This window comes from Pseudomonas sp. I2, assembly GCF_040984075.1.
GTDB lineage: Bacteria > Pseudomonadota > Gammaproteobacteria > Pseudomonadales > Pseudomonadaceae > Aquipseudomonas > Aquipseudomonas guariconensis_B.
Genome location: NZ_JBCGFQ010000047.1, coordinates 1 through 15,368 on the forward strand (window position 1 = coordinate 1; position 15,368 = coordinate 15,368).

Consider the following 15,368-nt stretch of genomic DNA (forward strand, 5'->3'; position numbering starts at 1 on the left):
CGGCCCGCCGGCCCCCACAGCGCCCCGCCAAACCGCATCATATGTGGTCGCCGCGGTCCCTGTGGGAGCCGGCTTGCCGGCGATGGGGCGCGAAGCGGCCCCGGGAATGCAGGCCCTAGCGCAGGTTCTCCAGCGCCCAGACCGCCGCCTCCACCCGCGAGCGCAGCCCCAGCTTGTGCAGCAGGTTCTTCACATGCACCTTCACCGTCCCTTCGGTGATCCCCAGCTTGTTGCCGATCATCTTGTTGCTCAACCCGCCGGCGATCATCTTCAACACCTGCCGCTCCCGGTCCGTCAGGTCCTGCGAGCTGGCGCCGTGGGATGCCCGCAGCGCCTGGGCCAGCACCGTGGTCAGCGATGGGCTGACCACCAGGCCCCCCGCCAGCACCTCGTGCAACCTGTCGATCAGCAGCTCCGGCTCCATGTCCTTGAGCAGGTAGCCATTGGCACCGAAGCGCATGGCATCGCTCACATCCTGTTCGGCATCGGACACCGTGAACAGCAGGATCCGCCCCGCATAGCCCTGCTCGCGCAGGCGCTTGAGCGCTTCGACGCCGTTGAGTTCAGGCATGTTGTGGTCGAGCACCACCAGGTCCGGCTGCAGCCGCTCCACCAGGGCGCAGGCTTCCAGGCCGTTGTTGGCCTCGCCGACCACCACCAGGTCGTGCTCCAGCTCGATCAACTGGCGCAGCGCGCGGCGCATCATCGGGTGGTCGTCGGCCAGCAGCAGGGTGTGAGGGGCGGTAGCGTTCATGCGAGTACCTCGGGTTGACGCAAAAAGCTCGGCGCGAAACGTAGTCGCACCTGGGTGCCATGGGGTTCACGGGGGGCCAGGCTGAGCTGGCCGCCCAGGCTGCGGGCGCGCTCTTGCATGATGTTCAGGCCATGGTGCAGGCGGCCGTCGTAGCCGGGCTGGATGCCGATGCCATCGTCCTCCACCAGCAACTCGACCTCGCCGCCCAGCTGGCGCACGTGCACCCAGGCCTCGCTGGCCTGCGCGTGGCGGGCGCAGTTGGACAGCGCTTCGCGGGCGATCTGCAGCACGTGGATCTGTTCGTTGGCGCCGAGGCTGAAGGCCAGCGGCTGCTGTTGCAGGTGTACGCGCATCGCGCCCCGTTCGGCGAACTCGCGGGCGGTGTCCTCCAGCGCCTGCTCCAGGCCACCGTCCTGGATCTGCAGGCGGAAGGTGGTCAGCAGCTCGCGCAACTGGCGATAGCCATTGTTCAGCCCTTCGCGCAGTTCATCGCTCACCACCAGCAGGTGCTCGGCGTTCTCGCCACGGCGGATCAGGGTTTGCAGGCGGCTGACCTGCAGCTTCATGTACGACAGGGCCTGGGCCAGGGAGTCATGCAGCTCGCGGGCGATGGTGGTGCGCTCGTCGAGCAGCAGCAAGCGGTTGTCCTTCTCGCGCTGGCCTTCCAGCGACAGGCTGGTGCCGATCAGGTCGGCCAGGGCCTGGATCAGTTCGCGCTCCCATGGGTGGGCGGCATGGCCGTCGATGAAGTGGGCACGCAGGTCGCCGAGCACGTTGCCCTGGGAGCTGACCTGCAGGCTGAAGCGGTTGGCCAGGCGCTGGCGTTCGCAACCGGCGCAGTCCTGGGGGGCGCACACTTCACGGGTGTCGTTGTCGCCATGCAGGGCGATCAGTTGCCCCTGGCCGGCCTCGGCTCCGCCGCGCAGGCACAGCGACAGGCGCAGGCCGGGCAGGCGTTGCTGGAAGCTGACGATCAGTGCGTCCAGGTGCTCGGCGCTGGTCGGCTGGGTGGCGATGCTGCGGCTGGCATGGCAGAGCAGGTCGAGGGCGGCGTTGCTCTGGGCCAGTTCCTGGGTTTTCTCCGCGACCCGCGAAGCCAGCGTGCGGTGGGACTGTTCGATGGCCTCGGCCATGGCGTTGAAGCTATCGGCCATCTGCCCCAGTTCGTCGCGCGAGCGATAGCGGATGCGCGCATCGAGCTTGCCGGCGCGAAAGCGCTCGGTGGCGCGGACCAGCTCCTGTAGCGGTGCGATCACACCGCTGTGCAGCTCGAACAGGCCGACCAGCAGGATGACCACGGTGATCAGCAGCGCCGCGCCCTGGATGTTCTGTTGCCAGCCCTGGCGCCGCTCGCTCTGTTTCTGCAGTTGCAGGACGAAGTCTTCGAGATGGTCGACGAACACCTGTGCCTCGCGCTGGAACAATTGCCGGTCATTGGCCTCCAGCGCCGGCAGCAAGTGACCTTGCCATTGTCCGAGGACCTTCGAGAAGGCCTTGCCGACCGGGCTGTCGTCGCCGTCTTGCAGCGTGTACGCCAACGTTGGGCTCGCCAGGCGCTGCTGCATGTCCTGGCGCAGTTGCTCGAGGGTGGCGGCCGAGGCATCGGACGCCAGTTGCCAGTTGAGGCGGAAGGTGGCCATGCGCAGGGAGCCGGCGGTGTTCATGGCCGCGGCGTCGTTCTCGCTGACCCGGGCGATCAGCACGGCACTGAAGGTGCTGGCCAGGCTGAGGGTGGCCAGCAGGACCACGGCCAGCCCTGCCCGCGCGGGCAGCGAGCTCTTCAGCCAGTTCAGCATCGCGCTACCTCCAAAGAATCCCAGGCCGTCCAGTGGCGTCGCGAAGCGTCCTGCAATATTGACTAACTATTTGATTTAAAAGGATTAAACCGCCAAGTAAGGCTCTACCACTTTGGTGGTAGATGCCGCCATGGTAAGCCCGCCCCGGCCCCTGCCGCCTTGATGCAGGTCAATCGTGGCCTGCCGGCATGCTCCTAGCCTGCGCTGGACAAGTCGCCCTGGAGAGCGTTCATGCAACGCAAGGTACAACAGGGGCTGGTGCTCGGGATGAGCACGACCGCGTTCACCGTCTGTTTCATGGTGTGGATGATGTTCGCGGTGCTGGGGGTGCCTATCAAGGATCTGCTCGACCTCAACGAAACCCAATTCGGCCTGCTGGCCGCCACGCCGGTGCTCAGTGGCTCGCTGGTGCGCCTGCCGCTGGGCATGCTGGGCGACCGCTTCGGCGGGCGCATCGTGTTCTTCGTGCTGATGCTGGCCTGCGTGTTGCCGATCTACCTGATCGGCCATGCGACCGCGTACTGGCAGTTCCTCGTCCTGGGCCTGTTCGTCGGCCTTGCCGGTGGTTCGTTCTCGGTAGGCATCGCCTACGTCGCCAAGTGGTTCGACGCGTCCAGGCAGGGGCTGGCCATGGGCATCTTCGGCGCCGGCAACGCCGGCTCGGCGCTGACCAAGTTCCTCGCCCCGGCGATCATCGTCGCTGCCGGCTGGCAGATGGTGCCGAAGGCATTCGCGGCGATCCTGCTGGTCACTGCGCTGCTGTTCTGGTGCTTCACCTTCGACGACAAGTCGCACCGGGTGGCGGCCAGCGTGTCCCTGCGCGAGCAACTCGCCACCCTCAAGGACCCCCGCGTCTGGCGTTACTGCCAGTACTACTCGATCGTCTTCGGCGGCTACGTTGCCCTGGCCCTGTGGATGACCCAGTACTACGTCGCCGAATACGGCTTCAGCCTGCAGGGCGCCGCGCTGCTGGCCGCCTGTTTCTCGCTGCCGGGCGGCGTGCTGCGTGCGCTGGGCGGCTGGATGTCGGACCGCTGGGGCGCGCACAGCGTGACCTGGTGGGTGCTGTGGGTGAGCTGGGTGTGCCTGTTCTTGCTGTCGTACCCGCAGACCGACCTCACCCTGCACACCGTCGACGGCCCGCGCACCTTCCACATCGGCCTCAACGCCTGGGTGTTCACCCTGTTGATGTTCGTCGTCGGTGTCGCCTGGGCCTTCGGCAAGGCCTCGGTGTTCAAGTACATCGCCGACGAGTTCCCGGAGCGCATGGGTGCGGTGTCCGGCATCGTCGGCCTGGCCGGCGGCCTGGGCGGCTTCGTCCTGCCGATCCTGTTCGGTGCGCTGGTCGACCTGACCGGCGTGCGCAGCTCCAACTTCATGCTGCTGTACGGCGTGGTCTGGGTCTCGCTGATCTGGATGTACCTCAGCGAAGTCCGTCGGACACCCGTCCTCGGCACCCCCCGTTCCGATTCCTGAAACCTCGAGGAGACTGATCATGTCGGCATCCAACAACCCCGCTGTGGGCGGTGCGCTCCAGCCGGGGCCAGTGATCGAAGACTGGCGTCCGGAAGACCCGCAGTTCTGGGGCGCCACCGGCAAGGCCATCGCCAGCCGCAACCTGTGGATCTCCATCGCCGCGCTGTTCCTGGCCTTCGCCATGTGGATGGTATGGAGCACGGTGATCGTGCGCATGAACGCCGCAGGCTTTGCCTTCACCACCGACCAGCTGTTCTGGCTGGCGGCGCTGCCGGGCCTGTCCGGTGCGGCCTTGCGGGTGTTCTATGCGTTCATCGTGCCGGTGTTCGGCGGCCGCCGCTGGACCGCGCTGAGCACCGCTTCGCTGCTGCTGCCGGCCGTGTGGATGGGCGTGGCGCTGCAGGACACCGCCACGCCCTACAGCGTGTTCGTGATCATCGCGCTGCTGTGCGGCTTCGGCGGCGGCAACTTCGCCTCGTCGATGTCCAACATCAGCTTCTTCTTCCCCAAGGCGCAGCAGGGCACGGCCCTGGGCCTGAATGCCGGGTTGGGCAATTTGGGGGTGTCCGGGATGCAGTTCCTGGTGCCGCTGGTCATCGGCGTGGGCCTGTTCGGCGCCGCCGGTGGCGAGCCGAGCGAACTGGCCGATGGCGGGGCGATGTGGCTGCAGAACGCCGGCCTGGTCTGGGTGCCATTGATCATCCTGGTGACCCTCGCCGCCTGGTTCGGCATGAATGACCTCAAATGCGCCAGCGCCTCGTTCTCCGAGCAGGCGGTGATCTTCAAGCGCAAGCACAATTGGCTGATGTGCTGGCTGTACCTGGCCACCTTCGGCTCGTTCATCGGTTTTGCCGCCGCCTTCCCGCTGCTGATCAAGACCGCCTTCCCTGAGGTCAATGCGCTTCAGTTCGCTTTCCTCGGCCCCTTGGTCGGGGCCCTGGCACGGCCACTGGGTGGCTGGATCTCGGACAAGCTTGGCGGGGCGCGGGTGACCCTGTGGAACTTCGTGCTGATGATCGCCGCCGTGCTTGGGGTCATCGCCTTCCTGCCCGGCGAAGGTGAGGCGGGGCACTTCTTCGGCTTTCTCAGCATGTTCATGGTGCTGTTCGTCACCACCGGCATCGGCAACGGCTCCACCTTCCGCATGATCCCGGTGATCTTCCGCACCCTGCACGAACGCGCCAGCGCCAAGGCCCAGCCGGCCGAACGCGAGCGGGCCCTGCGCGAGGCGGGCAAGGAGTCGGCCGCGGTGCTGGGCTTTAGCTCCGCCGTCGGCGCCTTCGGCGGCTTCTTCATCCCCAAGAGCTTCGGCAGCTCCCTGGCCCTGACCGGGGGGCCGGAAGCGGCCCTGTACGCGTTCATCGCCTACTACGTCAGCTGCATCCTGGTGACCTGGTGGTGGTACTCGCGCAAAGGCGCCGAGACCCCTTGCTGACCGAGCCCGACGACTTGACCACGAGCGCGGGCCACCGCGCTCAGCCTGAGAGGAACAGAACATGAGCCACCTACTCGACCAGATGCGCTTCTTCAAGCGCAAGCAGGGTGAGTTCGCCGATGGCCACGGCGAGACCCGCCAGGAGTCCCGCGACTGGGAGAACGTCTACCGTTCGCGTTGGCAGTACGACAAGATCGTGCGTTCCACCCATGGGGTGAACTGCACCGGGTCGTGCTCCTGGAAGATCTACGTGAAGAACGGCCTGATCACCTGGGAAACCCAGCAGACCGACTACCCGCGTACCCGCAGCGACCTGCCCAACCACGAGCCACGCGGCTGCCCGCGCGGTGCCAGCTACAGCTGGTACATCTACAGCGCCAACCGCCTGAAATACCCCAAGGTGCGCAAGCCGCTGCTCAAGCTGTGGCGTGAGGCGCGCCGCACGCTGGCGCCCGTGGACGCCTGGGCCAGCATCGTCGACGATCCGGCCAAGGCCGAGTCGTACAAGTGCCAGCGCGGCATGGGTGGCTTCGTGCGTTCGAGCTGGGACGAAGTCAACGAGATCATCGCCGCAGCCAACGTGCATACCGTCAAGCAGCATGGCCCGGACCGGGTGGTGGGTTTCTCGCCGATCCCGGCCATGTCGATGGTCAGCTACGCCGCCGGTGCCCGCTACCTGTCGCTGATCGGTGGCGTGTGCCTGTCGTTCTACGACTGGTACTGCGACCTGCCGCCGGCCTCGCCGCAGGTGTGGGGCGAGCAGACCGACGTGCCGGAGTCGGCCGACTGGTACAACGCCAACTACATCATCGCCTGGGGCTCCAACGTCCCGCAGACTCGAACCCCGGATGCGCACTTCTTCACCGAGGTGCGCTACAAGGGCACCAAGACCGTGGCCATCACCCCGGACTACGCCGAGGTGGCCAAGCTCACCGACCTTTGGCTCAACCCCAAGCAGGGTACCGACGCGGCGCTGGCCCAGGCCTTCGCCCACGTGATCTTCAAGGAGTTCCACCTCGACACGCCCAGCGACTACTTCCGCAGCTACGCCAAGCGCTACACCGACTTGCCCATGCTGGTGCTGCTCCAGGCGCGGGACGATGGCTACAGCGCCGACCGTTTCCTGCGGGCCTCGGACCTGGCTGGCAACCTGGGCCAGGACAACAACCCCGAGTGGAAGACCATTGCCATCGACGACAACAGCGCCGGGCTGGTCTCGCCACAGGGCGCCATCGGTTACCGCTGGGGCGAGAAGGGCAAATGGAACATCGAGGCCCGCGAGGGCGGTGAGGGGCGCAGCACCGACTTGCGCTTGAGCCTGATCGGCGACGGCGATGTCGCCGAAGTGGCCTTCCCTTACTTCGGTGGCCAGTACCACGAACACTTCGCCGCCGCCCCGGGCGACGAGGTCCAGCTGCGCCGTGTGCCGGTGCGCACCCTGACCCTGGCCGACGGCCGCCAGGCCAAGGTCGCCACGGTGTTCGACCTGATGGCCGCCAACCTCGGCATCGACCGTGGCCTGGGTGGCGCCAACGTGGCCAGCAGCTACGACGACGCCAGCGTGCCGGGCACCCCGGCCTGGCAGGAGCGCATCACCGGCGTGTCGCGCGAAAAGGCCATCCAGGTTGCCCGCGAGTTCGCCGACAACGCCGACAAGACCCATGGCCGCAGCATGATCATCGTCGGAGCGGCGATGAACCACTGGTACCACATGGACATGAACTACCGCGGGCTGATCAACATGCTCATGCTCTGCGGTTGCGTCGGCCAGACCGGTGGCGGCTGGGCCCACTATGTCGGCCAGGAGAAGCTGCGCCCGCAGTGCGGCTGGCTGCCGCTGGCCTTCGGCCTGGACTGGAGCCGTCCGCCCCGGCAGATGAACGGCACCAGCTTCTTCTACAACCACAGCTCGCAGTGGCGCCACGAGAAGATGAGCATCCACGAAGTGCTCTCGCCGTTGGCCGACAAGTCGCAGTTCCCCGAGCACATGCTCGACTACAACATCCGCGCCGAGCGTGCCGGCTGGCTGCCCAGCGCGCCGCAGCTCAACCGCAACCCGCTGCAGATCACCCGCGATGCCGCCGCGGCCGGCATGACGCCGCAGGACTACGTGCTCACGTCGCTGCAGGACGGCTCCCTGCGCTTTGCCTGCGAGCAGCCGGACAACCCGGCCAACTTCCCGCGCAACCTGTTCATCTGGCGCTCGAACCTGCTGGGCAGCTCCGGCAAGGGCCATGAGTACATGCTCAAGTACCTGCTCGGCACCCGCAACGGCGTGATGAACGAAGACCTGGGCAAGCGCGGCGGCGTCAAGCCGAGCGAAGCCGAGTGGGTGGAGGAAGGTGCCATCGGCAAGCTCGACCTGGTCACCACCCTGGACTTTCGCATGTCCTCGACCTGCATGTACTCCGACATCGTCCTGCCGACCGCGACCTGGTACGAGAAGGACGACATGAACACCTCGGACATGCACCCGTTCATCCATCCGCTGTCCGCCGCCATCGACCCGGCCTGGGAAGCGCGTTCGGACTGGGAGATCTACAAGGGCATCGCCAAGGCGTTCTCGGCCATGAGCGAAGGCCAGCTGGGTGTCGAGCAGGACCTGGTCACCGTGCCGCTGCTGCACGACACCCCCGGCGAGCTGGCCCAGCCGTTCGGCGGCAGCGACTGGAAGACCGAAGGCGTGGCGCCGGTGCCGGGCCTGAACTGCCCGAACATGACCGTGGTCGAGCGCGACTACCCGGCCACCTACAAGAAGTTCACCTCCCTCGGCCCGCTGCTCGACACGCTTGGCAACGGCGGCAAGGGCATCAACTGGAACACCGAGCACGAGGTGGAGTTCCTCGCCGAGCTCAACCACACCGTGCGTGACGAAGGCGTGAGCCAGGGCCGGCCGAAGATCGAGTCGGCCATCGACGCCGCCGAAGTGATCCTCAGCCTGGCGCCGGAAACCAACGGCCATGTGGCGGTGAAGGCCTGGGCCGCGCTGTCGGCGTTCACCGGCCGCGACCACAGCCACCTGGCCGTGCCCAAGGCGCATGAGGCGATCCGCTTCCGCGATATCCAGGCGCAGCCGCGCAAGATCATCTCCAGCCCCACCTGGTCGGGCCTGGAGGACGAGCACGTGAGCTACAACGCCGGCTACACCAACGTCCACGAGCTGATCCCCTGGCGCACCCTCACCGGCCGCCAGCAGTTCTACCAGGACCACCCGTGGATGCAGGCCTTCGGCGAGCAGTTGCAAAGCTATCGTCCGCCGATCGACACCCGCACCGTGGACTACGTGAAGGGCAAGAAGCCCAACGGCAACCCGGAGATCGCGCTCAACTGGATCACCCCGCACCAGAAGTGGGGCATCCACAGCACCTACAGCGACAACCTGATCATGCTCACCTTGAGCCGTGGCGGGCCGATCGTGTGGCTCTCGGAGATCGACGCGAAGAAGGTCGGCATCGAGGACAACGACTGGATCGAGTGCTTCAACGCCAACGGTGCGCTCACTGCCCGTGCGGTGGTCAGCCAGCGGGTCAAGGAGGGCATGGCGATGATGTACCACGCCCAGGAACGCATCGTGAACGTGCCTGGTGCCGAGAGCACCAAGACCCGCGGCGGCCACCACAACTCGGTGACCCGCGTGGTGCTCAAGCCCACCCACATGATCGGTGGCTATGCCCAGCAGGCCTACGGTTTCAACTACTACGGCACGGTCGGCTGCAACCGCGACGAGTTCGTCGTGGTGCGCAAGATGAGCAAGGTCGACTGGCTCGATGGCACCGATGTCGGTGGCTTGGGCGGCGATGCCCTGCCACAGCCACTGCCCAACGACCTCTGAGGAGATAGCCATGAAGATTCGATCGCAAGTCGGCATGGTCCTGAACCTGGACAAGTGCATCGGCTGCCACACCTGCTCGATCACCTGCAAGAACGTCTGGACCAGCCGCGAAGGCATGGAATACGCCTGGTTCAACAACGTCGAGAGCAAGCCCGGTATCGGCTACCCCAAGGAATGGGAGAACCAGGACAAGTGGAAAGGCGGTTGGGTGCGTAACCGCGATGGCTCGATCAACCCGCGCATCGGCGGCAAGTTCCGGGTGCTGGCGAATATCTTCGCCAACCCTGACCTGCCGGCCATCGACGACTACTACGAGCCGTTCGACTTCGACTACCAGCACCTGCACAGCGCGCCGCAGGCCAAGCACCAGCCGGTGGCGCGGCCGCGTTCGCTGGTGTCTGGCCAGCGCATGGAGAAGATCGAGTGGGGGCCGAACTGGGAGGAGATCCTCGGCACCGAGTTCGCCAAGCGGCGCAAGGACAAGAACTTCGATCAGGTCCAGGCCGACATCTACGGGGAGTACGAGAACACCTTCATGATGTACCTGCCGCGCCTGTGCGAGCACTGCCTGAACCCCGCCTGCGCGGCGTCTTGCCCCAGCGGGGCGATCTACAAGCGCGAGGAAGACGGCATCGTCCTGATCGACCAGGAGAAATGCCGTGGCTGGCGCATGTGCATCAGCGGCTGCCCGTACAAGAAGATCTATTTCAACTGGAAGAGCGGCAAGTCCGAGAAGTGCATCTTCTGCTACCCGCGCATCGAGGCGGGCATGCCCACGGTGTGCTCGGAAACCTGCGTCGGGCGTATTCGCTACCTCGGCGTGCTGCTGTACGACGCCGACCGCATCCATGAGGTGGCCAGCACCCCGGGCGAGCAGGACCTGTACCGCAAGCAACTGGAGATGTTCCTCGACCCTAACGATCCGCAGGTCATCGAGCAGGCCCTGAAGGATGGCGTGCCGATGTCGGTGATCGAGGCGGCGCAGCAGTCGCCGGTGTACAAGCTGGCGGTGGACTGGCAACTGGCCCTGCCGCTGCACCCGGAGTACCGCACCCTGCCGATGGTCTGGTACGTGCCGCCGCTGTCGCCGATCCAGAACGCCGCCGCTGCCGGCAGCGTGAGCCTGGATGGCGTACTGCCCGATGTCGACAGCCTGCGCATCCCGGTGCGCTACCTGGCCAACCTGCTCACCGCCGGCGACGAAGCGCCGGTGCGCCTGGCCCTCAAGCGCCTGCTGGCGATGCGCGCCTACAAACGCGCCGAGCAGGTGGACGGCGTGCGCGACCTGGACGTGCTGGCCTCGGTCGGCCTGACCCAGGCCCAGTGCGAGGACATGTACCGCTACCTGGCCATCGCCAACTACGAAGACCGCTACGTCGTGCCCTCGGCGCACCGCGAGGAGGCCATGAGCGACGCCTTCGCCGAGCGTTCCGGCTGCGGCTTCAGCTTTGGCAGCGGGTGTGGCGGCAGCTCCGACATCAACCTGTTCGGGGCGAAGAAGGCCAACCGCCGCGATGTGCTCAAGACCGTCCAGCTGTGGGAGAAATGAACATGCGCATTCTCAAGGTGATTTCCCTGCTGCTCGACTACCCCGAGGCGCCGCTGTGGCAGGCCCGTGCCGAGCTGGCCCAGGCGATCGACGCCGCCCGCCAGATCAGCCCCGCCCAGCGCGCGGCGTTGCGCTGCCTGCTCGACGAACTGACCGGCGCCGAGCCAATGGATGTCCAGGAGCGCTACGACGCGCTGTTCGAACGGGGCCGGGCGTTGTCCCTGCTGCTGTTCGAGCACGTGCATGGCGAGTCCCGCGACCGTGGCCAGGCCATGGTCGACCTGATGGCCCAGTACGAAGCCGCCGGCTTTGCCATCGGCGTGCGCGAGCTGCCGGACTACATCCCGCTGTACCTGGAGTACCTCGCGACCTGCGACGACCTGGGCGCCCGCGAGGGCCTGGCCGATGTAGCGCACCTGCTGGCACTGCTGGCTGCGCGCCTGGAGGAGCGGGGCAGCCGCTACGCGGCGTGTTTCCGGGCCCTGTTGCAGATCGCCGGGGTGCAATCGGGCCAGGTCATGGAGGCTGCCCGCGAACGGGTGGCCGACGAGCCACGCGACGACTCGTTGGAAGCGATGGACAAGGTCTGGGAGGAAGAGGCCGTGGACTTTCTCAAGGCCGAGCAGCAGGAGCGCTGCGCCAGCCAGCCACGTGCGCCTGGCAAGGCGCGCGAGGAGGTGCCGGTGCCGTTGCACTGGGTGGATTTCAAGCATGAGGGGGCGGATGCCCAGGCTCGGGAGGTGCGCAATGTCTAACGTCGATCTGCTGGTGTTCGGGGTCTACCCGTACATCGCCCTGGCCATCTGCCTGGTCGGCAGCTGGGCGCGCTTCGACCTGTCGCAGTACAGCTGGAAGGCCGGCTCCAGCCAGATCTTCAGCCAGACCCCGGCCGACCGGCGCTACATGCGCATCGCCAGCAACCTGTTCCACGTCGGCGTGCTGTTCATCCTCGCCGGCCACTTCGTCGGCCTGCTGACGCCCGAGGCGGTGTACCACCATGTCATCGGCACTGCCGAGAAGCAGTTGCTGGCCATGGTGTCGGGTGGTTTCTTCGGCGTGCTGTGCTTCATCGGCCTGGTGATGTTGCTGCATCGGCGCCTGTTCAACCCACGGGTACGTGCCAGCTCGAGCGTCTCCGACATCCTGATCCTGGTGGTGTTGCTGACCCAGCTGTCGCTCGGCCTGCTGACCATCGTCGCGTCCACCCAGCACCTGGACGGCTCGGTGATGGTGATGCTGGCCGACTGGGCGCAGTACACCGTGACCTTGCAACCGCAACGGGCGGCCGCGGCGATCGCCCAGGTGGGCCTGGTGTACAAGCTGCACGTGTTCCTCGGCCTGACCCTGTTCGTGCTGTTCCCCTTCACCCGCCTGGTGCATTTCGTCAGCGCGCCGGTGTGGTACCTGGGCCGGCGCTACCAGATCGTGCGCCAGAAAGGTTGATGACCGTGGGGGCGCGAGCCCCCGCACTGGATGAAGGAGGCCCGAACATGGGCATTGCAAATACCCACGAGCAGCTGCCGGATGCCGCGACGCTGATCGCGACCAGCGAGCTGCAGTGGCCGCGTATCACGGTCAATGGCGTGGCCCTCGAAGGGGCGGCGATCGCCCGCGAGCTGCAGTACCACCCGGCGCCGAGCCGCGAGGAGGCGATCTTCCTGGCCAGCCAGGCGTTGGTGGTGCGTGAACTGCTGCGCCAGCGCATCGCGCAACTGGGCTTGCAGGCGCAGTGCGCGCAGGGCGAAAGCGAGGAAGAGGCGCTGACCCGGATGCTGATCGAGCAGGAGCTGCAACTGCCGGGTGCCGACGAAGCCATTTGCCGGCACTACTACGACAACAACCGCGAACGCTACACCAGCGCGCCGCTGCTGGCCGTGCGGCATATCCTGCTGGCCTGCGCCCCGGACGATGCCGAGGCGCGCAGCCACGCCAGGGCCTTGGGCGAACGCCTGATCGCCCAGCTGGCCGAGGATGGCGCGCGCTTCGCCGAGCTGGCGCTGGCCCATTCGGGGTGCCCGTCGAAAGAGCAGGGCGGGGCGCTGGGGCAGATCAGCCTGGGGCAGACCGTGCCCGAGTTCGAGCGGCAACTGCTGCGCCTGCCGCCAGGGCTGGCGCAGCAGCCGCTGGAAAGCCGCTATGGCGTGCACCTGGTGTGGGTCGACCAGCGTGTCGAAGGCCGTGCGTTGCCGTTCGCGGTGGTGCACGAGGCGATTCGTGCCGAGCTCGATCAGCGCGTGTGGCAGGTGGCGGTGGCGCAGTACCTCAAGAACCTGGTCGGCCAGGCTGATATCCGCGGCATCTTGCTCGATGGCGCGGATTCGCCGTTGGTTCAATAGCGTTTTGCGCGCCTCTTCGTGGGTTTGCCGGCGATGGGCTGCCAGGCAGCCCCAAGGACTCTCCGAATGAACACCCCGCTGCTCGACGGCCACGGCCGGAAAATCGACTACCTGCGCATCTCGGTCACCGACCGCTGCGATTTGCGCTGCGTCTACTGCATGGCCGAACACATGCATTTCCTTCCCCGCCAGCAGGTGCTGAGCCTGGAAGAAATCGAGCGTGTGGCGCGGCTGTTCGTCAGCCAGGGCGTGCGCAAGATCCGCCTCACCGGCGGCGAGCCGCTGGTGCGCCCTGGCATCGTCGGCCTGTGCGAGCGTATCGCGACGCTGCCGGGCCTGCACGAACTGGTGATGACCAGCAACGGCTCGCAACTGGCCAAACTGGCCCATCCGTTGGCCCAGGCTGGCGTCAAGCGCCTCAACATCAGCCTCGACACCCTCGACCCCAAACGCTTCCGTGCCATCACCCGCACCGGTGAGCTCGACCGTGTGCTGCACGGCATCGAGGCGGCACGCTCGGCAGGTTTTGCCGCCATCAAGCTCAACACCGTGGTGATGCATGGCCGCAATAGCGACGAAGTGCCCGCCTTGGTCGAGTTCGCCATCGCCCACGGCCTGGATATCAGCTTCATCGAGGAAATGCCGCTGGGGGACGTGGGCCGCTCACGCCACGAAAGCTATTGCGCCAGCACCTGGGTGCGCGAGCGCATCGCCGAACGCCATGCACTGATCGACAGCGCTGAGCAGAGCGGCGGCCCCGCCCGTTACGTGCGGGTGAGCGGGCATCCTGGTACGCGCATCGGTTTCATCTCGCCGATCAGCCAGCACTTCTGCGACACCTGCAACCGCGTGCGCATGACCGCCGAGGGGCGCCTGCTGCTGTGCCTGGGCCATGAGCACGCGCTGGACCTGCGCGGGCTGCTGCGGCGTCATCCTGGTGATGACGCGCCCGTGCTCGAGGCGATACGCCAGACCGTGCTGCGCAAGCCTGCCCGGCACCGGTTCGACAGCGATGAGGTGCAGGTGCTGCGGTTCATGAATGCCAGCGGGGGATAGGGTTTGTACGAACTGGCCAGATGCTGGCGGGCTGCAAGACAGCCCAATTAGAGAGGCCTTTCGTGTAGGGCCGGCGAGTGTCGATCGCAAAAGCTGGGCAGGACCTGCCGATTCGTTCTAGGTTTATTGGCGCAGGAAAAAGAACAATAAGTGGAGACTTCGCCATGAACCGAGCCCTTCGACTGGCATTGGCCAGCACCGTTTTTGCCGTCTGCGCCACGGCCCAGGCCGCGCCCACCTTCATCAACATCCTCACGGGCGGCACCAGCGGTGTCTATTACCCCATCGGTGTGGGGATATCGCAGATCTACAGCCATGGCATCGAGGGCAGCAAGACCTCGGTCCAGGCCACCAAGGCCTCGGTGGAGAACCTCAATCTCCTGCAAGCCGGGCGGGGGGAGCTGGCTTTCGCGCTCGGTGACTCGGTGGCCGATGCCTGGAAAGGCGACGCCGAGGCGGGTTTCAAGACGCCGTTGAAGAAGCTGCGGGCCATCGCCGGTACCTACCCCAACTACATCCAGATCGTCGCCAGCAAGGAGTCGGGGATCGAATCCCTGGATGACCTCAAGGGCAAGCGCATCTCGGTGGGCGCTCCCAAGTCCGGCACCGAGCTCAACGCCCGCGCCATCTTCAAGGCCGCAGGGCTCAGCTACCAGGACATGGGTAAGGTCGAATACCTGCCCTATGCCGAGTCCGTCGAACTGATCAAGAACCGCCAGCTCGACGCCACGCTGCAGTCCTCCGGGCTCGGCCAGGCAGCTATCCGCGACCTGGCTGCCACCTTGCCGGTGGTGTTCGTGCCCATTCCCGCCGATGTGGTGGCCAAGATCGGCAACAACGCCTACCAGCAGGCCGCTATCCCCGCCGGGACCTACGATGGGCAGGATGCCGAGGTACCTACCGCAGCCATCAACAACATCCTGGTCACCCATGAAGGCATCAGCGACGACCTGGCCTACCAGATGACCAAGCTGATCTTCGAAAACCTCCCGAGACTGGTCACGGCCCATGCCGCGGCGAAGGACATCCGCGTGGAAAATGCCGCGACGAACCTGCCGATCCCCCTGCATCCTGGCGCGGAGCGTTACTACAAGGAAAAGAACCTGCTCCCCTGAAACCATCGTCGAACCGTGG

11 protein-coding genes are annotated in these 15,368 nt (G+C 66.3%); 9 read left to right on the forward strand and 2 right to left on the reverse strand.

Going from position 1 to position 15,368, the window contains the following annotated elements:
• Window positions 1–115: 115 nt before the first annotated feature.
• Window positions 116–754, reverse strand: a complete 639-nt coding sequence (gene narL, locus WCE05_RS20680) for a two-component system response regulator NarL (RefSeq protein WP_253080263.1) — start codon at window positions 752–754, stop codon at window positions 116–118.
• Window positions 751–2,550 carry a HAMP domain-containing protein gene (locus WCE05_RS20685; RefSeq protein ID WP_368816478.1) on the reverse strand — a complete coding sequence of 600 codons (1,800 nt, stop codon included), beginning with the start codon at window positions 2,548–2,550 and terminating at the stop codon, window positions 751–753. The genes narL and WCE05_RS20685 overlap by 4 nt, the downstream gene beginning before the upstream one ends.
• A 231-nt stretch (window positions 2,551–2,781) precedes the next feature.
• Here WCE05_RS20685 and WCE05_RS20690 point away from each other — a divergent pair, with 231 nt between their 5' ends.
• The 9 genes from WCE05_RS20690 to WCE05_RS20730 all read left to right on the forward strand — a co-directional run bounded on the left by WCE05_RS20690 (window position 2,782) and on the right by WCE05_RS20730 (window position 15,349).
• Window positions 2,782–4,026, forward strand: a complete 1,245-nt coding sequence (locus WCE05_RS20690) for a nitrate/nitrite transporter (RefSeq protein WP_225786582.1) — start codon at window positions 2,782–2,784, stop codon at window positions 4,024–4,026.
• Window positions 4,027–4,045: 19 nt separating this feature from the next.
• Window positions 4,046–5,461: a NarK family nitrate/nitrite MFS transporter gene (locus WCE05_RS20695; protein ID WP_225786581.1), complete on the forward strand. Its 1,416-nt coding sequence runs from the start codon at window positions 4,046–4,048 to the stop codon at window positions 5,459–5,461.
• 61 nt (window positions 5,462–5,522) lie between these two features.
• Window positions 5,523–9,293 (forward strand): nitrate reductase subunit alpha, encoded by a 3,771-nt coding sequence (locus WCE05_RS20700; RefSeq protein WP_253090691.1) that lies wholly within the window; start codon window positions 5,523–5,525, stop codon window positions 9,291–9,293.
• A gap of 10 nt (window positions 9,294–9,303) precedes the next feature.
• The gene (gene narH, locus WCE05_RS20705; RefSeq protein ID WP_225786579.1) at window positions 9,304–10,842 is read left to right on the forward strand and encodes a nitrate reductase subunit beta; all 1,539 of its coding nucleotides are present in this window, start codon (window positions 9,304–9,306) and stop codon (window positions 10,840–10,842) included.
• A gap of 2 nt (window positions 10,843–10,844) precedes the next feature.
• Window positions 10,845–11,597 (forward strand): nitrate reductase molybdenum cofactor assembly chaperone, encoded by a 753-nt coding sequence (narJ, locus tag WCE05_RS20710; protein ID WP_368816479.1) that lies wholly within the window; start codon window positions 10,845–10,847, stop codon window positions 11,595–11,597.
• Window positions 11,590–12,285 carry a respiratory nitrate reductase subunit gamma gene (narI, locus tag WCE05_RS20715; protein WP_225786577.1) on the forward strand — a complete coding sequence of 232 codons (696 nt, stop codon included), beginning with the start codon at window positions 11,590–11,592 and terminating at the stop codon, window positions 12,283–12,285. Before narJ ends, narI begins: the two co-directional genes overlap by 8 nt.
• Before the next feature lie 47 nt (window positions 12,286–12,332).
• On the forward strand, window positions 12,333–13,178 hold the full coding sequence (locus WCE05_RS20720) for a peptidylprolyl isomerase (protein WP_368816480.1): 846 nt from the start codon (window positions 12,333–12,335) through the stop codon (window positions 13,176–13,178).
• A gap of 66 nt (window positions 13,179–13,244) precedes the next feature.
• Entirely contained in the window at window positions 13,245–14,234 is a 990-nt protein-coding gene (moaA, locus tag WCE05_RS20725) for a GTP 3',8-cyclase MoaA (RefSeq protein ID WP_368816481.1), read from the forward strand.
• Window positions 14,235–14,398: 164 nt separating this feature from the next.
• The gene (locus tag WCE05_RS20730) at window positions 14,399–15,349 is read left to right on the forward strand and encodes a TAXI family TRAP transporter solute-binding subunit (protein ID WP_225786574.1); all 951 of its coding nucleotides are present in this window, start codon (window positions 14,399–14,401) and stop codon (window positions 15,347–15,349) included.
• Window positions 15,350–15,368 lie beyond the last annotated feature (19 nt).